A 17,633-nucleotide genomic window follows, 5' to 3' on the forward strand; every position below is an offset into this window, starting at 1 on the left:
ATGAATGCCCGACTCCCCGAAACTTCCTCCATCCCCGAACGGCTCGCGAGCCTGCGTAGCGCGATGGCGCGCGAAGGCGTCGCCGCCTATCTGGTGCCGTCCGCGGACCCGCACTTGTCCGAGTATCTGCCTGAGCGCTGGCAAGGCCGTCAGTGGCTGTCAGGCTTCACCGGCTCGGCCGGTACGCTGGTCGTCACCGCCGACTTCGCGGGCGTCTGGACGGACAGCCGTTATTGGGAACAGGCGAGTGCGCAACTGGCCGGCACCGGCGTGCAATTGATGAAGATGACCGGCGGTCAGCAGACTTCGCCGCATTTCGAATGGCTTGCGCAGAACGTGGCGAGGGGCGGCACGGTCGGCGTGGACGGGGCGGTGCTCGGCGTGGCGGCGGCGCGGGCGTTGGGCCAGGCGTTGAGCGCGCGCGGCGTGCAACTGCGCACCGACGTCGATCTGTTCGATGCGATCTGGCCGCAGCGTCCGTCGCTGCCGAGCGCTGCGGTGTTCGAGCACGCCGCGCCGCATGCGAGCGTCGAACGCGCGGAAAAGCTTGCGCGGATTCGTCGCGCGATGGCAGACCAGGGCGCGCAATGGCACTTCGTCTCGACGCTCGACGACCTCGCGTGGCTGCTGAATCTGCGCGGCGCCGACGTCAGCTATAACCCGGTATTCGTCGCGCATGCACTGATCGGCGTCGATCGGGTGGCGCTGTTCGTCGCCGACGGCAAAGTGTCGCCGGAACTGGCCGCCGCGCTGGCAGGCGACGGCATCCGCGTCGAGCCGTACGCGAACGCGGCGGATGCGCTCGCGGCACTGCCCGCCGGCAGCACGCTGCTGATCGATCCGCGCCGCATCACGTACGGTTCGTTGCAAGCGGTGCCGTCGACGGTCAAGGTGGTCGAGTCCGTCAACCCCTCCACCTTCTTCAAGTCGTGCAAGACGGCGGCGGAAGCCGGGCATGTGCGCGCGACGATGGAGCAGGACGGCGCAGCGCTGGCCGAATTCTTCGCGTGGTTCGAAAGCGCCCAAGGTCGCGAGACGATCACCGAGCTGACCATCGACGAACGCCTGACGGCCGCGCGCGCGCGCCGTCCGGGCTTCGTGTCGTTGAGCTTCGCGACGATCGCGGGCTTCAATGCGAACGGCGCGATGCCGCACTACCGCGCGACCGAGCAAGCGCATTCGGTGATCGAGGGCGACGGCCTGCTGCTGATCGACTCTGGCGCGCAGTATCTGAGCGGCACGACGGACATCACGCGCGTGGTGCCGATCGGCACGCCCACCGACGCGCAGCGGCGCGATTTCACGATCGTGCTCAAGGGCACGATGGCGCTGTCGCGCGCGCAGTTCCCGCGCGGCATTCGTTCGCCGATGCTCGACGCGATCGCTCGCGCGCCGATCTGGGAAGCGGGCGCCGATTACGGCCACGGCACCGGCCACGGGGTGGGCTACTTCCTGAACGTGCACGAAGGCCCGCAGGTGATTTCGCACTATGCGCCCCCCGAGCCGTGGACTGCGATGGAGGAAGGCATGATCACGTCGGTCGAACCGGGCATTTACCGGCCCGGCAAGTGGGGCGTGCGGATCGAAAACCTCGTGCTCAACGTGCCCGCCGGTAAAACCGAATTCGGCGACTTCCTCAAGTTCGAGACGTTGACGCTGTGCCCGATCGACACTCGCTGCCTCGAACTGTCGCTGCTGCGCGAGGACGAGCGCGCGTGGCTCAACGCGTATCACGAAACGGTGCGCACGCGCCTGTCGCCGCACGTGTCGGGCGACGCGAAGGCGTGGCTGGAACTGCGTACGCAACCCATCTGAGCGCCGCTACCAGAGTCGGCTAACGGAGAACGCATGGCGATCAAGGCAGTGGTGTTCGATTTCGGCGGCGTGCTGATCGACTGGAGTCCGGAGTATCTGTATCGCGAGCTGATTCCTGACGACACCGAGCGTCGCTGGTTTCTGACGCACGTCTGCTCGATGGATTGGGTGGTCCGTCAGGACGGCGGCCAGCCAATCGTCGAGGCTACCGACGAACTGATTGCGAAGTTCCCCGATCACGAAGTGTTGATCCGTGCGTTCTACGAGCGCTGGCACGAGATGGTGGCCGGCGTGCTGGAGGACGGCGTCGCGATCATGGAAAAGCTCGAAGCCGCCGATGTGCCGCTGTTCGGCCTCACCAACTGGTCGGCTGAGACTTTTCCCTACGCATGGGAGCATTACCCGGTGCTGCGGCGGTTTCGCGACATCGTCGTGTCGGGGCGGGTCGGGCTCGTGAAGCCGGATCCGGCGATCTTCGCGGCCATGCGCGAGCGGATCGACGTGCAGATGCCAGGCGTTCAGCCCGGCGAACTTGTTTTCATCGACGACAATCTGAAGAACGCGCAAGCCGCGAGCGCGCTCGGCTGGCAAGGTGTGCATCACACCAGCGCCGCGCAGACCGAAGCGAAGCTGCGCGAATTGGGACTGCCGGTTTGAGCCGCGCGAAGCTCGTTTGAACGGCGTCACGAGGGGAAAGGGCGCGTGCGCTTTATTCGCAGCGCCGCCTTCGTTTCACTATTGCGCCGCGGCTCGCCTGCTTTCACCGTCCTTCGCCTGCCACGGTCTGCAAGCGAGCGGCCCTCGCACTCCACACCGCCTTCCGAACTACTGACCCAGCAGGTTCTTCAACGCGTTCTCCAACCCTTTCACCGTCTCCCCCGCGCCTTTTGCCACGCCTTCGACGCTGACGCCCAACGCCTTCGCAAAGCCCGCGCCGAGCCGCTTCATGAGGCCTTCCCGCACCGAAAATTTCGGGTCGCGCAAATCTCCGTCCAGCACGAAATGCAGCGTGATATCGCCGTTGTGCGCCTTGAGCGCGGCCACGGCCGCCTTGGTCGGGATCGACAGGAAGGTGTCGAACGGATTGTCGCTGTCGGCGAGTTGCAGATTGTGGACCGTCACGGTGCCGGGTGCATGCAACCGATAGTTGCGCACCGTCGATTCAACCGTCAGGTCGACCGTGCCGCCCGTCACTTGCGCCCGCGCGCCGGCCTTCTTCAGCAAATACGGATCGAGCATCACGATGTCGATGCCGCGTAGCTGGCTGGTTGTCTGCGAATCCCTACTGGCGATCTTGACCCAGCCGCCGAACGACACGGTGCCCGTATGCGCCGGGCCTTTGATCGAGCCGCTGACGCTGACGTTGGTCGGCTCGCTGAGCGCGGGCAGTTTCAGATTGTCGACGCTCGCGTTGGCGTTGCTGACCGTCACCTTGAACGGCGGCGGCCCGACCGTCATGTCGTAGAAATGGAAGTTGCCCTGCTCGAAGCGGATGTGATCGACCTGTTTCTCGTGCGAGGCGGGCGTCACCACACCGCCAGTGTCGCCATCGGAGCGGTTCACTGCTTCCCGCAGGTTCGGCAGCAGGTTGATCGATCCGTCCTTCGTGCGCAGCACGGCCATGTCGAAGCCGCGCACCACCACGCTGCGGATATGCATGCGCCGCGCGAGCAGATCGCGGATGTCGGGGGTGAGGGTGATCTCGTCGGCTCTGAGCGGGTCGCCGGCCGGCCAGCCGGGCGGCGCCTTGATGAGCACACGCGTGAGATGAATCGAGGTCAGGCCGACGTCGATGCTTTCGGCGCTGCCGAGCGGGCCGAGCGCCGCGACCAGGCGATTCTTGACCTCCTGCTGCGCGAACCGCAGCGCGCCGACCGCGAGGACGATCAGCACCAGCAACACGCCGCCGATGGCGACCAACCAGCGCTTGCCCTTCGACATCGCCATGCTTGCCTCCTCGTCACCACGCGGCGTGGTGCGGCTGTGACTGGTTCTGGTTTGCATGCGCCGCTCGGGCGCATGTCTATTCCGGCGGCACGGCTGCGTCTGCCGGAACGACGACATGTATCACGCCGCGACACGCAATGCGTGTGCCTTGCCGTCCATTTCGTCCGACGTGCCGCGCGAGTGGCGCGGGCATCGTGTGCCGCGCATGGCCATGCGCCTGTGCAGAGAGGAGCCGCGGGGAGCGAAACAGTCGCCGGAATGATCCGAAACACCGCAGCCGGAATGGACCGACAAAGCGAACCAGTCAGGCAAACCCATGAAGCGAAACAGCAAAGCGACCCGCCCCACACCCACGAGGCGGGCCACCGAACGCCACGTTACCGGGTGATCGGCTTGTAACGCAGACGCTTCGGACGCGCAGCTTCTTCACCGAGACGGGCGCGCTTGTCCGCTTCGTATTCCTGGTAGTTGCCGTCGAAGAACGTGACTTGCGAATCGCCTTCGAACGCAAGGATGTGCGTCGCGATCCGGTCGAGGAACCAGCGATCGTGCGAGATCACCATCACCGAGCCTGCGAACTCGAGCAATGCGTCTTCGAGCGCGCGCAGCGTTTCGACGTCGAGGTCGTTCGACGGTTCGTCGAGCAGCAGCACGTTGCCGCCCGCGATCAGCGTCTTGGCCAGATGCAGCCGGCCGCGCTCACCGCCCGACAGATTGCCGACGACCTTCTGCTGATCGCCGCCCTTGAAGTTGAAGCGGCCGATGTACGCGCGCGACGGCGTTTCGTACTTGCCGACCGTCAGCACGTCCGCCCCGCCGGAGATTTCCTCGAACACGGTCTTCGAGCCGTCGAGCGCGTCGCGGCTCTGGTCCACGTAAGCGAGCTTGACGGTCGGGCCTTGCACGATCTCGCCCGAATCCGGCTGTTCACGGCCGGTCAGCATGCGGAACAGCGTCGACTTACCCGCGCCGTTCGGCCCGATGATGCCGACGATCGCGCCCGCCGGAATCTTGAAGCTGACGTCGTCGAGCAGCAAACGATCGCCATACGACTTCCTGACGTTCTTGAACTCGATCACTTCATTGCCGAGACGATCGCCGACCGGAATGAAGATTTCCTGCGTTTCGTTGCGCTTCTGGTAGTCCTGGCTGTTCAGTTCCTCGAAGCGGGCGATACGCGCCTTCGACTTCGCCTGACGGCCCTTCGGGTTCTGGCGCACCCACTCCAGCTCCTTCTTGATCGCCTTCTGACGCGCCGATTCCGACGACTCTTCCTGCTTCAGGCGCTCTTCCTTCTGATCGAGCCAGCTGCTGTAGTTGCCCTTCCACGGAATGCCGTGGCCGCGGTCGAGTTCGAGAATCCACTCGGCGGCGTTATCGAGGAAGTAGCGGTCGTGGGTCACTGCGACGACGGTGCCCGGGAAGCGCGTCAGGAACTGTTCGAGCCAGTCGACCGATTCCGCGTCCAGGTGGTTGGTCGGCTCGTCGAGCAGCAGCATGTCGGGCTTTTCGAGCAGCAGCTTGCACAACGCCACGCGGCGCTTTTCGCCGCCCGACAGATGCTCGATCTTCGCGTCCCAGGCCGGCAGGCGCAGCGCGTCGGCGGCGATTTCGATCTGCTGTTCGGCGCTGCCGCCATCCGACGTGGCGAGGATCGCTTCGTACTTCGCCTGCTCGGCGGCGAGCGCGTCGAAGTCGGCGTCCGGCTCGGCGTAGGCCGCGTAGATTTCGTCGAGCTTCTTCTGCGCGTTGAGCACGTCGCCGAGACCTTCCTCGACCGCTTCACGCACCGTCTTGGTCGGGTCGAGCTGCGGTTCCTGCGGCAGATAGCCGATGTTCAGGTTTGGCATCGGCGTGGCCTCGCCTTCGATGTCCTTGTCCACACCGGCCATGATGCGGATCAGCGTCGACTTGCCCGAGCCGTTCAGGCCGAGCAGGCCGATCTTCGCGCCGGGGAAAAACGACAGCGAGATGTCTTTCAGGATTTGACGCTTGGGCGGCACGATCTTGCCGACCCGGTTCATGGTGAAGACGTATTGGGCCATTTGCTTGCAATAGACGTTGACGACGCCGGCCGCGTGGGGGCGGGCAGTCGTTGGGTGGATGGGTAATCGGTGTTAGCGGTGTTGAGGCCAGGCGGCATGCCCGGCGCCGGCCGGCGCGGCATCGAGCGCGGCGTCGAACTTCGCGACGCCCCGCGCGCGGGCGTGTGGTTCAGGTGGCATTGTACTTCGCGCGGCGGGTGGGGCGGCAGGGGGCGGCGCGTGGTGTCGGAGGTCGGCTCGTGTGTCGATGCGCGCGGCGGCGTGGATGCTCAGAGCCAGTCGGCAACGCCGCCGTGTCGCGAACAGGTGCCGCCATGATGTCGGCTGAAGCTGTAGGTGCCGTCGCGGCAGCGCGCGCTCGCGCCTTGCGGCGCTTTGCCGGACAGCGCACGGGCCGGCGCGTGGACGGTGTTGCCGTCGCGATTGCTGTAGGTGTCGTGATTGCTGAGGTCAGCTTCGTCGGGTGTCGTGCCGGGGGCGACGTATGCGAGCGCCGGCGCTGCCGCCACGCCGAACAACAGCGCGACGGCCGCCGTCGCATGGCGGCCGAGGCGCGTGAGGGCGATGCCTGTCATGCTGTTCAGGGTGATTGTCATTCTGGTCGCGCGTGAATGTGCGTGCGCGTCGGGCAGGTCTCAGTTGGCGCGCCGTCCCGTCGACGGATCGAAGAAATGCAGATGCGCCGCCGGCAACGCCACTTGCAGCGCTTCGCCCGCCGCGGGCCGATGCGCATGCGGCAAGCGCACCGTCACATCGTGCTTGCCCCAGCGGCCGTGCGCGAGATTGTCCGCGCCGAGTAATTCACAAGAATCGACGCCGAGCGTCGCGTGCCGAGCGTCCGCGTGGCCAGGGTCCATGTGCTCCGGGCGAATGCCGAGCGTCCACTCGCGGCCTTTGGCGACCTCCCGGCCGATCGACGCCACACCCGCCAACGGCAGTTTCGGACCGTTGCCCGCGACGTCGAACGTCGCGCCGTCATCGGACACGCGGCCTTCCAGCAGATTCATCCCCGGCGAGCCGATGAAGCTCGCGACGAACACGGTAGCCGGCCGCTCGTAGACCTCGGTCGGCGCGCCGATCTGCTCGGCGTGGCCCTTGTTCATCACGATCACACGCTGCGCGAGTGTCATCGCTTCGATCTGATCGTGCGTCACGTACAGGCTCGTGGTGGCGAGGCGCGCATGCAGCCGCTGGATTTCGAGGCGCATCTGCACGCGCAAACGCGCGTCGAGATTCGACAACGGTTCGTCGAACAGAAACACCGCCGGCTCGCGCACGATCGCGCGGCCCATTGCGACGCGCTGCCGTTGTCCTCCGGACAGCTCGCGCGGCTTGCGTTGCAACAGCGCTTCGAGTTCGAGAATCTGCGCGGCGGCCTGCACGCGCTTCGCGATCTGCGCGCGCTCGACACCCGCGATCTTCAGCGCGTAGCCCATGTTCTCGGCTACGCTCATATGCGGATACAGCGCGTAGTTCTGGAACACCATCGCGATGTTGCGATCCTTCGGCTCCAGGTCGTTGACCACTTTGCCGGCGATCGAGATGCGGCCGTCGGAGATGCGTTCGAGTCCCGCGACCATCCGCAGCAACGTCGACTTGCCGCATCCGGACGGCCCGACCATCACGACGAACTCCCCGTCGGCGACGTCGACGTCGATGCCGTGCAGCACGAACTGTTTGCCGTCGTAGGTTTTTTTAACGCCTTGCAGAGTCAGTGCAGCCATGCCGTTTTAGCCTTTCGTTGCTTGCCGCGTGGTGCGCGGTGTTTTCTGTTCAATGCCGTCGTCGTGTCCGGGCGTCGCCATGCCACGCCGGCTCGATTACTTCTCGGAATCCACCAGGCCGCGCACGAACCAGCGCTGCATCGTCAGCACGACGGCGAGCGGCGGCAGCATCGCGAGCAGCGTCGCGGTCATCACGAGGTGCCATTCGGTCGCGGTGTCGCCGGACGCGATCATGCTGCGGATGCCGACCACCGCGGTCATCAGCGATTGCTGGCTCGTGATCAGGATCGGCCACAAGTATTGATTCCAGCCGTAGATGAACGTGATGACGAAGAGCGCGGCCATATTCGTCTTCGACAGCGGCAGCACGACGTCCCAGAAAAAGCGCATCGCGCCCGCACCGTCGATGCGCGCCGCCTCCATCAGCTCGTCGGGCAGCGTCATGAAGAACTGGCGGAACAGGAACGTCGCGGTGGCCGACGCGATCAGCGGCAAGGTCAGACCGCTGTACGTATTGCTCAGATGCATCGACGACACGACCTGCACGGTCGGGAAGATCCGCACTTCGACCGGCAGCATCAGCGTCATGAAGATCAGCCAGAACGAGAGCATGCGAAACGGAAAGCGGAAGAACACGATCGCGTACGCGGAGATCATCGACACGGCGATCTTGCCGATCGAAATTGCCAGGGCCATCACGAGGCTGTTGAACAGCATGCGGCCGAACGGTGCCGCCGCATTGCCGCTGCCGTGCGACCAGATGGTCGCGACGTTCTCGAACAGATGCGTGCTCGGCACGAGCGACAGCGGCACGGTGAAAACCTCGTGCTCGCTCATCGTCGCGGCGCAGAACGCGACGTACACCGGAAACACCACGAGCACGACGCCGAGAATCAGCACCGCGTGGCAGAACAGGTCGAAACCGCGGCGGTTCTCGATCATGAGTATTGAACCCTGCGTTCGATGAAGCGGAATTGCACGACCGTCAACGCGACGACGATCACCATCAGGATCACCGACTGCGCGCCCGAGCTGCCGATGTCGAGCCCCTGGAAGCCTTCGGCGAAGATCTTGTAGATCAGCGTGCGGGTCGCTTGCGCGGGGCCGCCGCCGGTCGCGGCGTCGATCACCGGGAAGGTGTCGAAGAACGCGTACGTGATGTTGATCACCAGCAGGAAGAAACTGGTCGGCGACAGCAACGGCAGCGCGATGCCGAAGAAGCGCCGCACGGGACCCGCGCCATCGATCGCCGCCGCTTCGATCAGCGAGCGTGGAATCGCCTGCAAGCCCGCATAGAAGAACAGGAAGTTGTAGCTGATCTGTTTCCAGACCGACGCGAGCACCACCAGAAACATCGCCTGACCCGCGTTCAGCGCGTGATTCCACACGATGCCGTACTTCGCGAGTGCGAAGGTGATGAGGCCGATGCTCGGATTGAACAGGAACGACCACAGCACCGCGGCGATCGCGGGCGCGACCGCGTACGGCCAGATCAGGAGCGTCTGGTAGGTCTTCGCGGCGCGCGTCACCCGATCGGCGCAGACCGCGAGCAGCAGCGAGATCACGAGCCCCGACACCGTGACGAGCGCGCAGAAGATCAATGTCGTATTGAACGACGACAGATAGAGCGGATCGGCGAGCAGCTGCCTGAAGTTGGCGAGCCCGACGAACTCGCTCGATGTGCCGAACGCATCCTGGCTCTGCGTGGATTGCCAGAGCGCCTCGCCGGCCGGCCACAGGAAGAACAGCAGCGTGATCGCGAGTTGCGGCGCGACGAGCAGATAGGGCAGCAGACTAGTGCCGAAGCTGGAGCGCTTTTCCATCGAAGATTTCCTGGGTTTGCTGCGACCATGGGTTTCGGCGCGAGCGCGCCGAAACCGTGCCGGTGAACGCCGGCTTGCCTGCCTAGTTGCCGGCTTTCGCGAAGCGGCGCAGCAACTCGTCACCGCGCGAAACCGACGAGTCGAGTGCCTGTTGCGGCGTCTTCTTCTCTGCCCAGACCTGTTCGAGTTCTTCGTCGATCACAGTGCGGATCTGCGGCATGTTGCCCAGACGCAAGCCCTTCGTGAACGGCAGCGGCGGCTTGTTGAGCATCTGGCGGATCGCCGTATCGCTGCCGGGGTTCTTCTCGTAGAAGCCTTGCTGGCGCGTCAGGTCATAGGCGGCCGTCGTGACCGGCAAGTAACCCGTGTCCTGATGCCACTTCGCGGCCACCGGCGCCGATGTCAGATACGCGAGGAACTTCGCCACGCCCTTGTAGACGGCCGGGTCCTTGCCCGACAACACCCACAGGCTCGCCCCGCCGATGATCGCGTTCTGCGGCGCGCCCTTCACGCTGGCGTCGTACGGCATCATGCCGGTGCCGAAATTGAACTTCGCATACTTCTTGATCGTGGCAAGCGAGCCCGACGAGTTCGTGATGATCCCGCAGTCGCCGCTATAGAACTTCGACACCGGTTCGTCCTTGCGGCCGACATAGGTGAAGGTGCCGTCCTTCTGCATGTTCTGCAGAAACTGGATGTGCGCGACTTGCAGCGGCTTGTTGAATTCGAGTTGCGCGTCGAGGCCGTTGAAACCGTTGTTCTGCGACGCGAACGGCGCGGCATGCCACGCGCTGTAGTTCTCGAGCTGGATCCAGCTCTGCCAGCCCGACGAATAGCCGCACGACATGCCCGATGCCTTGAGCTTCTGCGCGTCGACCTGTAATTCGGCCCAGGTTTTCGGCGGCTGGTTCGGATCGAGCCCGGCCTTCTTGAAGGCGTCCTTGTTGTAGTAAAGCACCGGCGTCGAACTGTTGAACGGCATCGAGATCAGCTGGCCGGTTTTCGCGTCGCTGTAGTAGCTCGCGATCGTCGGCACGAACGCCTTCTGGTCGAGCGGCACGCCTGCCTGCTTGAACACGTCGGTGACGGGAATCACGGCCTTCTTCGCCTGCATCATCGTGGCGGTGCCGACTTCATAGACCTGCAGGATGGCCGGCGCGTTGCCGCTGCGATACGCGGCGATGCCGGCGGCAAGGGTCTGGTCGTAGGTGCCTTTGAACACCGGCACGATCGTATAGTCGCTTTGGGACTTGTTGAAGTCGTTGGCGATGTCGTTCAGACGTTCGCCCAGAGCGGCTTCCATCGCGTGCCAGAACTGGATTTCGGTCGCGGCGTGGGCCGCCTGGCTAAAGCCGACGCTCAGCGCGGCGGCAATGGACAGCGAACGGAGCAGCGGCTTGCAATTCATCGATTGTGTCTCCTGTGTCGATCGGAGTGGGTGCTTGAGCACGTGATCCGATCCCATGCACGGCAGTGCGGAAGGGGCGCGGAAGTGAATCGCGCGATTCTATTTGTGTTCGATGACAGTCCGGCGTCGCTTCTGGCGTCGGCGGCCGGGCGGCGCAAACCGGGGATGGCGCGCGCCGGAAGCCGCAATTTAACATCGGCTGTCATGAAACGGAAACAATCGAAATGGGCAATGCCGGTGGAGTCGGTACGGTGACCGGCCGCCGCAGCGGAGCTGTGACGAGCCGCGCGAGTGGTTCGCGCTCCTGTGCAATCGGCTGGCAGCAAAAAAAAGCCCGCTTGAAGCGGGCTTTTTCTGGAAGACGGTGCGGCCGTCAGACGTTGAATAGGAAGTTCATCACGTCGCCGTCGTGCACGACGTATTCCTTGCCTTCGGCGCGCATCTTGCCGGCTTCCTTCGCGCCTTGCTCACCCTTGTAGGTGATGAAGTCGTTGAACGCGATCGTCTGCGCGCGAATGAAGCCGCGCTCGAAGTCCGTGTGAATCGCACCCGCCGCTTGCGGCGCGGTATCGCCGATATGGATAGTCCATGCGCGCACTTCCTTCACGCCGGCGGTGAAGTAGGTTTGCAGGCCGAGCAGCTTGAAGCCTGCGCGGATCACGCGGTTCAGGCCCGGCTCTTCCATGCCCATGTCCGCGAGGAACACTTCCATGTCGGCTTCGTCGAGGTCGGCGATTTCCGCTTCGATCGCCGCGCACACGGCCACGACCGGCGCGTTCTCGGCAGCCGCGAACTTCGCCACGGCGTCCAGATGCGGATTGTTTTTGAAACCGTCGTCCTTCACGTTGGCCACGTACATGGTCGGCTTCGCGGTGATCAGGCAGAACGGCTTGAGCGTCGCCTTTTCGTCGTCCGACAGATCGAGCGCGCGGACGGGCCTGGCCTGGTCGAGTTGCGCACGCGCCTTTTCCAGCACGGCGGCGTTCTTCGCGGCTTCCTTGTCGTTACCCGACTTGGCGGCCTTCGAATAGCGCGCGAGCGCCTTTTCGACAGTGGCAAGGTCGGCCAGCGCCAGTTCGGTGTTGATCACTTCGATGTCCGACAGCGGATCGACCTTGTTCGCGACGTGAATCACGTTGTCGTCTTCGAAGCAGCGCACCACGTGCGTGATCGCGTCCGTTTCGCGGATGTTCGCGAGGAACTGATTGCCGAGGCCTTCGCCCTTGCTGGCGCCCGCCACCAGACCGGCGATGTCGACGAATTCCACCACCGCCGGCAGGATGCGCTCCGGCTTGACGATCTCGGCGAGCGCCTTCAGACGCGCGTCCGGCACCTCGACCACGCCGACGTTCGGCTCGATCGTGCAGAACGGATAGTTTTCGGCGGCGATGCCCGCCTTGGTCAGCGCATTGAACAGGGTGGACTTGCCGACGTTAGGCAAGCCGACGATGCCGCATTTGAGGCTCATGGAAATCCTTCAGTGAATCAGTAAGTTGCGTGATGCGCTCGACGCTGGGTGCGGCTTCGGAAAGCCTTCGCGTGTGGCGTGGGGGCAATCGCAGCGGAGCGGGACAGGTCACCGAATCGGGGCGTTGGCTCGACGATCGAGTGCGAGTTTTCACGGAAAACGCAATTGTAACCCGTTCGGGTGGGCGTACCGTTGCGCTGGCGGGAAAGCCGGGCGCGCTGAGGGACGTGCGGCGGACGCGATCTGCGCCCGTTTCTGTGCGGCCACTTAGAATCGACGGCTCAGCGCCGCCAGAGCTCTTTTCCGGGGGATAGATGTGCGAGCAGTGAGATGGCTGGAACCGGCGCGGCGGTGGTGCTGGTCGGCGGGTGGTGGCGACGTCGCATCGCGCAATTCGCCGATAAAAACGACTTCGAATCACTGTGGCGCGTGTACGACCAAGTATTCCCCGATTGCGCCGTGCGTGGGCGACCAGCGCGAGCGCAAAGCGCAACTCGAAGCGAGCGCATGGCGCATTCTCCAGTCCGACCCGCGCTTCATACGTCTGCGCGAAGCGAATGCGGCGATGGCATCGGATTCGCAGCACTAGCTCTCAGGCGTCCGCCAGGCCCGATTTTTCGGGCGCAATGGCTGCACGCGCCGATCCGTCCCCCGCAACCCCCGCGGCTATAATGCGCGGATGAACGCACACCACCAGACCTTTGATGCCGCCGTGATCGGCGGCGGGCTCGTCGGCAAGACCGCGGCGCTCGCGCTCACGCAAGGCGGCCTGCGCGTGGCGCTGCTCGCGCAAGCTTGTGCGGCACTGCCCGCCGGCGCAGCTTTCGATTCGCGGGTCTACGCGTTGTCGTCGAGTTCGCAGGCGCTGCTCGAGCGCTTGCGGGTCTGGCAGGCGCTCGATCTGTCGCGGCTCGGGCCCGTCTACGACATGCGGGTCTACGGCGACGCTCATGCCGAGCTGCATTTCTCCGCATTTCAGGCATCGGTGCCGCAACTGGCGTGGATCGTCGAGTCGTCGGTGATCGAACGCGCCCTGGATGCGGCGCTGCGCTTCCAGCCGAATCTCACCTGGATCGACTCGCGCGCTCAGGCGCTGGACTTCACCGCCGAGAGCGCGAGCGTCGGTCTCGCAAACGGCAATGTCGTCGAGGCCGATCTGGTGGTCGGCGCGGACGGCGCGCATTCGTGGGTGCGCGCGCAGATCGGCTCGAAGATGAACCGCCGCGACTACCGGCAAACCGGCGTGGTCGCCAATTTCAAGGCTGAGAAGCCGCACGGCGAAACCGCCTACCAGTGGTTCCGCGACGGCGAAATCATCGCGTTGCTGCCGATGCCGGACGGCCATGTGTCGCTGGTCTGGTCGGCGCGCGCCGAGCACGCCGAGCAGCTGCTCGCGCTCGATCCGGCGCAGCTCGCCGCCGAAGTGGAGCGCGCGAGCGGCGGCCAGTTCGGCGCGCTCGAATGCGTGACGCCCGCGCAGGGCTTCCCGCTCGCGCTGCAAACGGTGGACCGGCTGGTGGCGTCGCGCGCCGCGCTCGTCGGCGATGCCGCGCATCTGATTCATCCGCTGGCGGGACAAGGCATGAACCTCGGCTTGCGCGACGTCGCGGCGCTCGCCGAGACGGTCGCCGGCAAGGAATCGTTCCGCGATCTCGGCGACATGGTGCTGCTGCGCCGCTACGAGCGCGCCCGCCGCGAAGATATCCGCGCGCTGATGATCGCCACGGACGGCTTGCAGAAGCTTTTCTCCGTACCCGGGCCGTTTGCGAAGGCACTGCGTAACAGCGGTATGGCTTTTGTCGGGGCGCAGCCGTTCATCAAGCGCTGGCTGGTGTCGGCCGCGCTTGGGTAAACGCGTGGCTGGCGGCCACGGCCGGCAACACAGGTATCATGAACGGATTGACGGCCTGCCGGTCCGCCCCGGCACGTGACACAACGCGCGACACGCGCGACCGAAACAGGAATTCAGCATGAAAAAAACCTTCCGCATGGTAGCGGGCGCGCTCGCGATCGCCGCTTTCACGATCGGTTGCTCGGCACAGGCCGATCAGACGACCGACAAGCTCAAAGCCACGCTGCAAACGCGTCTGGCCGACGTGACGATCAAGAGCATCACGAAGTCGCCGATCGCAGGGTTGTACGAAGTGAACCTCGGCAGCCAGATCGTCTATAGCGACGCGAACGGCGATTACCTGATGCTCGGCGATATGGTCGACGCGAAGACCCGCAAGAATCTGACGGAAGCGCGTCTGTCCGACACCAACCGGATCGATTTCGCCAGCCTGCCGTTCGCGAACGCGGTGAAGGTCGTGCGCGGCAATGGCGCACGCAAGATCGCCGTGTTCTCCGATCCGAACTGCCCGTACTGCAAGCAGCTCGAAACGTCGCTGAAGTCGCTCGACAACGTGACGGTCTATACGTTCCTGTACCCGGTACTGTCTCCGGATTCGACGGCCAAGTCGAAGTCGATCTGGTGCTCGACGGATCGCGCGAAAGCGTGGGAAGCGTGGATGCAGAACCACCAGGCGCCCACCGCCGCCGGCACCTGCGACACCGCCGCGATCGACAAGAACCTCACGCTCGGCCACGCGATGAACGTCGAGGGCACGCCCACGGTGTTCCTCGCCGATGGCCGCCGCCTGCCGGGCGCCGTGCCTGCCGACCGGCTGGACCGCGAAATGGCCGCCGCGCACTGAACCACGCGGCACATGCAGGAGCAAGGAGGCGCACAGGGCGCCTCCTTTCGCATCGGGCCTGCCGAAGCAATGCCGACGTGTCGAGTCTCACGCATAGATCCGGCGCCTCGATCGACGCCTCGATCAACTTTTCGTTCCCCACCTCCTAATCGCCGCCGATGAAGCCGATCCGCTACACCATCGTTCCGAAGCAACCCGCCGCCCATCTGTTCGAAGTCACCGTGACCGTCGCCGATCCCGACCCCGCCGGCCAGCGTTTCATGCTGCCGGTGTGGATTCCGGGCAGCTACATGGTGCGCGAGTTCGCGCGCAACATCGTCACGCTGCGCGCCAGCAACGGCGCGGGCCGCAAGGTGCGGGTGGAAAAGACCGACAAGCACACGTGGCAGGCCGCGCCGGTCAAAGGCGCGCTGACGCTGCGCTACGAGGTGTACGCGTGGGACCTGTCGGTGCGCGCGGCGCATCTCGACGACACGACGGGCTTTTTCAACGGCACCAGTGTGTTCTTGTTGCCGCTCGGTCACGAGGAAGCGCAGTGCGTGGTCGACATTCAGAAGCCGCACGGCGCGGCATATCGCAACTGGCGGGTCGCGACCGCACTGCCGGAAGCGCGCGGCACGAAACGCTATGGCTTCGGCGAGTATCGGGCGCAGAACTACGACGAGCTGATCGATCATCCGGTCACGCTCGGCGAATTCGCGCTGGCGACTTTCGACGCGCATGGCGTGCCGCACGACATCGTGATTGCGGGGCGTGTGATTGGGCTGGACATGGCGCGCTTGGGCGCCGACCTGAAGCGCATCTGCGAAGCGCAGATCGCATTGTTCGAACCGAAGACAAAGAAAGCGCCGGTCGACCGCTATGTGTTCATGACGCAAGCCGTCACCGACGGCTACGGCGGCCTCGAACACCGCGCCTCCACGGCGCTGATCTGCAATCGCGGCGATCTGCCCGTGCAAGGCCGCGAAGCGATGAGCGAAGGCTACCGAACCTACCTCGGCCTGTGCAGCCACGAATATTTCCACACATGGAACGTCAAGCGCATCAAGCCGGCCGTGTTCGCGCCTTATGACCTGAGCGTCGAAAACTATACGTCGCTGCTGTGGCTGTTCGAGGGCTTCACGTCTTACTACGACGATCTGATCCTCGTGCGCGGCGGCCTGATCTCGCAGGACGACTATTTCGGCATGCTCGGCAAGGTGATCGGCGGCGTGCAGCGCGGCAGCGGACGACTCAAGCAGACTGTCGCCGAAAGCTCGTTCGACGCGTGGGTCAAGTACTACCGGCAGGACGAGAACGCGCCGAACGCGATCGTCAGCTATTACACCAAGGGCTCGCTCGTCGCGCTCGCGTTCGATCTGACGATTCGCGCGCAGACCGGCGACCGCAAATCGCTCGACGACGTGATGCGTCTGCTGTGGCAGCGTTTTGGCCGCGACTTCTACCGCGGCAAGCCGGTCGGCGTCGACGAAAGCGAGATCGAAGGGATATTCGCGGAAGCGACCGGAGCGGAACTGGGCGAACTGTTCGCCGAAGCCGTGCATGGCACGCGCGATCTGCCGCTCGGCCCGTTGCTCGAGCCGTTCGGCGTCGCGCTCGCGCCTGAACTGGACAAAAACGGCAAGCCTTCGCTCGGCACGCGTCTGCGCGGCGGCGCGGATTGCACGCTGGCGGCAGTCCACGAAGGCAGCGCGGCGCAAAAAGCGGGACTCTCGGCCGGTGACGTGTTGATCGCGCTCGACGGCCTGCGCGTCACCGGTTCGAATCTTGACGGGTTGCTCGCGCGTTATCAGCCGGGTGCGAAGGTCGAAATCCATGCGTTCCGTCGCGACGAGCTGCGCACCACGCAAGTCAAGCTGGACGGGCCGGAGGTGGTGCGCTACAAGCTCGCCGTCAGCGACCGGCGGCCCGCCGCGCGCAAGGCGCGCGAACGGTGGCTGGGCAGCTGATCGTCAGCCTTTGCGGCGTTAATGGGCGGGCGAGGGCGCGGGATTGTTCTACCACTGCAACAATCCTTCGCTGCCGGATGGCTTTTTCCCGGGGCGGTAAAAAAACACAATGCCTTCACTCGCGCAACATTGCGCGCCCCTACTGGAGTCAACCATGGCCACGATCCTGCAAATCAACTCGGCAGCCCGCTCGCAAGGCGCGAACTCGACGCTCCTCGTCAACGAGCTGACCGCAAAACTGCAACAGTCGAATCCGGGCGCGCAAGTCGTCGTCCGCAACCTGCAAGCCGAACCGCTGCCGCACCTGGACGACGCCGTCCTCGGCGCGTTCTTCACGCCGGCCGAGCAACGCACGGCCGAGCAAGCCGCGATTGCCGCACGCAGCGAAGCGTTGATCGCCGAACTGCAAGCCGCCGACATCGTCGTGATCGGTGCGCCGATGTACAACTTCGGGATCTCGTCGCAACTCAAGACGTACTTCGACTTCATCGCCCGCGCTGGCATCACGTTCCGGTACACGGCGAACGGTCCGGAAGGTCTCGTGAAGGGCAAGAAGGTCTATGTCGTGTCGGCACGCGGCGGCAAGTACCTGGGCACGCCGAACGACAGCCAGACGCCGTATCTGACGAGCTTCCTGGGCTTCCTCGGCATGACCGACGTGAACTTCATCTACGCCGAAGGCCTGAACATGGGCCCGGACGCGGCCACCGCCGCGCTGGCTGCCGCGCGTGAAGCGATTGCTGCCGCGTAAGCCTGTT

General features: G+C 64.8%; 14 protein-coding genes. 6 read left to right on the forward strand and 8 right to left on the reverse strand.

All coding sequences use genetic code 11. From position 1 onward, the window contains the following. Both HV770_RS27715 and HV770_RS27720 read left to right on the forward strand, forming a co-directional pair. Positions 1-1,815 carry an aminopeptidase P family protein gene (locus HV770_RS27715; RefSeq protein WP_175164749.1) on the forward strand — a complete coding sequence of 605 codons (1,815 nt, stop codon included), beginning with the start codon at positions 1-3 and terminating at the stop codon, positions 1,813-1,815. A gap of 33 nt (positions 1,816-1,848) precedes the next feature. Further along, positions 1,849-2,472 carry an HAD family hydrolase gene (locus tag HV770_RS27720; RefSeq protein ID WP_175164750.1) on the forward strand — a complete coding sequence of 208 codons (624 nt, stop codon included), beginning with the start codon at positions 1,849-1,851 and terminating at the stop codon, positions 2,470-2,472. 168 nt (positions 2,473-2,640) lie between these two features. Here the strand turns inward: HV770_RS27720 and HV770_RS27725 are convergent, their stop codons facing one another. The 8 genes from HV770_RS27725 to ychF all read right to left on the reverse strand — a co-directional run bounded on the left by HV770_RS27725 (position 2,641) and on the right by ychF (position 12,230). Continuing rightward, on the reverse strand, positions 2,641-3,762 hold the full coding sequence (locus HV770_RS27725) for a DUF748 domain-containing protein (RefSeq protein WP_175164780.1): 1,122 nt from the start codon (positions 3,760-3,762) through the stop codon (positions 2,641-2,643). Between the two features lie 377 nt (positions 3,763-4,139). Continuing rightward, positions 4,140-5,807, reverse strand: coding sequence for an energy-dependent translational throttle protein EttA (ettA, locus tag HV770_RS27730; protein ID WP_175164751.1), 1,668 nt, complete (start codon positions 5,805-5,807; stop codon positions 4,140-4,142). Positions 5,808-6,076: 269 nt separating this feature from the next. Then, positions 6,077-6,382 carry a DUF3761 domain-containing protein gene (locus HV770_RS27735; RefSeq protein ID WP_175164781.1) on the reverse strand — a complete coding sequence of 102 codons (306 nt, stop codon included), beginning with the start codon at positions 6,380-6,382 and terminating at the stop codon, positions 6,077-6,079. Between the two features lie 60 nt (positions 6,383-6,442). After that, the gene (locus HV770_RS27740; protein ID WP_175164752.1) at positions 6,443-7,531 is read right to left on the reverse strand and encodes a sn-glycerol-3-phosphate import ATP-binding protein UgpC; all 1,089 of its coding nucleotides are present in this window, start codon (positions 7,529-7,531) and stop codon (positions 6,443-6,445) included. Between the two features lie 96 nt (positions 7,532-7,627). Further along, complete coding sequence (gene ugpE, locus HV770_RS27745) at positions 7,628-8,473, reverse strand: sn-glycerol-3-phosphate ABC transporter permease UgpE (protein ID WP_175164753.1); 846 nt, start codon at positions 8,471-8,473, stop codon at positions 7,628-7,630. Further along, positions 8,470-9,354, reverse strand: coding sequence for a sn-glycerol-3-phosphate ABC transporter permease UgpA (gene ugpA / locus HV770_RS27750; RefSeq protein WP_175164754.1), 885 nt, complete (start codon positions 9,352-9,354; stop codon positions 8,470-8,472). Before ugpA ends, ugpE begins: the two co-directional genes overlap by 4 nt. An 82-nt stretch (positions 9,355-9,436) precedes the next feature. After that, entirely contained in the window at positions 9,437-10,762 is a 1,326-nt protein-coding gene (ugpB, locus tag HV770_RS27755; protein WP_175164755.1) for a sn-glycerol-3-phosphate ABC transporter substrate-binding protein UgpB, read from the reverse strand. A 373-nt stretch (positions 10,763-11,135) separates the two neighbouring features. Further along, positions 11,136-12,230, reverse strand: coding sequence for a redox-regulated ATPase YchF (ychF, locus tag HV770_RS27760; protein ID WP_175164756.1), 1,095 nt, complete (start codon positions 12,228-12,230; stop codon positions 11,136-11,138). 679 nt (positions 12,231-12,909) lie between these two features. Here ychF and HV770_RS27765 point away from each other — a divergent pair. The 4 genes from HV770_RS27765 (at position 12,910) to HV770_RS27780 (ending at position 17,626) form a co-directional block, all read left to right on the forward strand. Then, on the forward strand, positions 12,910-14,082 hold the full coding sequence (locus HV770_RS27765) for a UbiH/UbiF family hydroxylase (RefSeq protein WP_175164757.1): 1,173 nt from the start codon (positions 12,910-12,912) through the stop codon (positions 14,080-14,082). Between the two features lie 118 nt (positions 14,083-14,200). After that, on the forward strand, positions 14,201-14,926 hold the full coding sequence (locus tag HV770_RS27770) for a DsbC family protein (protein ID WP_175164758.1): 726 nt from the start codon (positions 14,201-14,203) through the stop codon (positions 14,924-14,926). 158 nt (positions 14,927-15,084) lie between these two features. Then, the gene (locus HV770_RS27775) at positions 15,085-16,875 is read left to right on the forward strand and encodes a M61 family metallopeptidase (RefSeq protein WP_175164759.1); all 1,791 of its coding nucleotides are present in this window, start codon (positions 15,085-15,087) and stop codon (positions 16,873-16,875) included. Between the two features lie 154 nt (positions 16,876-17,029). Then, complete coding sequence (locus HV770_RS27780; RefSeq protein ID WP_175164760.1) at positions 17,030-17,626, forward strand: FMN-dependent NADH-azoreductase; 597 nt, start codon at positions 17,030-17,032, stop codon at positions 17,624-17,626. Positions 17,627-17,633 lie beyond the last annotated feature (7 nt).

The sequence above is a fragment of the Paraburkholderia fynbosensis genome (genome assembly GCF_902859935.1).
In the GTDB taxonomy this organism is placed as follows: domain Bacteria; phylum Pseudomonadota; class Gammaproteobacteria; order Burkholderiales; family Burkholderiaceae; genus Paraburkholderia; species Paraburkholderia fynbosensis.

What these genes read in the sequence shown, in the direction of transcription:
- HV770_RS27740 (WP_175164752.1), bottom strand. Translation starts at nt 7,531, where the DNA reads ATGGCTGCACTGACTCTGCAAGGCGTTAAAAAAACCTACGACGGCAAA.
- ugpA (WP_175164754.1), bottom strand. Translation starts at nt 9,354, where the DNA reads ATGGAAAAGCGCTCCAGCTTCGGCACTAGTCTGCTGCCCTATCTGCTC.
- HV770_RS27720 (WP_175164750.1), top strand. Translation starts at nt 1,849, where the DNA reads ATGGCGATCAAGGCAGTGGTGTTCGATTTCGGCGGCGTGCTGATCGAC.
- HV770_RS27770 (WP_175164758.1), top strand. Translation starts at nt 14,201, where the DNA reads ATGAAAAAAACCTTCCGCATGGTAGCGGGCGCGCTCGCGATCGCCGCT.
- ugpE (WP_175164753.1), bottom strand. Translation starts at nt 8,473, where the DNA reads ATGATCGAGAACCGCCGCGGTTTCGACCTGTTCTGCCACGCGGTGCTG.
- HV770_RS27765 (WP_175164757.1), top strand. Translation starts at nt 12,910, where the DNA reads ATGAACGCACACCACCAGACCTTTGATGCCGCCGTGATCGGCGGCGGG.
- ugpB (WP_175164755.1), bottom strand. Translation starts at nt 10,762, where the DNA reads ATGAATTGCAAGCCGCTGCTCCGTTCGCTGTCCATTGCCGCCGCGCTG.
- HV770_RS27715 (WP_175164749.1), top strand. Translation starts at nt 1, where the DNA reads ATGAATGCCCGACTCCCCGAAACTTCCTCCATCCCCGAACGGCTCGCG.
- HV770_RS27780 (WP_175164760.1), top strand. Translation starts at nt 17,030, where the DNA reads ATGGCCACGATCCTGCAAATCAACTCGGCAGCCCGCTCGCAAGGCGCG.
- HV770_RS27775 (WP_175164759.1), top strand. Translation starts at nt 15,085, where the DNA reads ATGAAGCCGATCCGCTACACCATCGTTCCGAAGCAACCCGCCGCCCAT.
- ychF (WP_175164756.1), bottom strand. Translation starts at nt 12,230, where the DNA reads ATGAGCCTCAAATGCGGCATCGTCGGCTTGCCTAACGTCGGCAAGTCC.
- ettA (WP_175164751.1), bottom strand. Translation starts at nt 5,807, where the DNA reads ATGGCCCAATACGTCTTCACCATGAACCGGGTCGGCAAGATCGTGCCG.
- HV770_RS27725 (WP_175164780.1), bottom strand. Translation starts at nt 3,762, where the DNA reads ATGGCGATGTCGAAGGGCAAGCGCTGGTTGGTCGCCATCGGCGGCGTG.
- HV770_RS27735 (WP_175164781.1), bottom strand. Translation starts at nt 6,382, where the DNA reads ATGACAGGCATCGCCCTCACGCGCCTCGGCCGCCATGCGACGGCGGCC.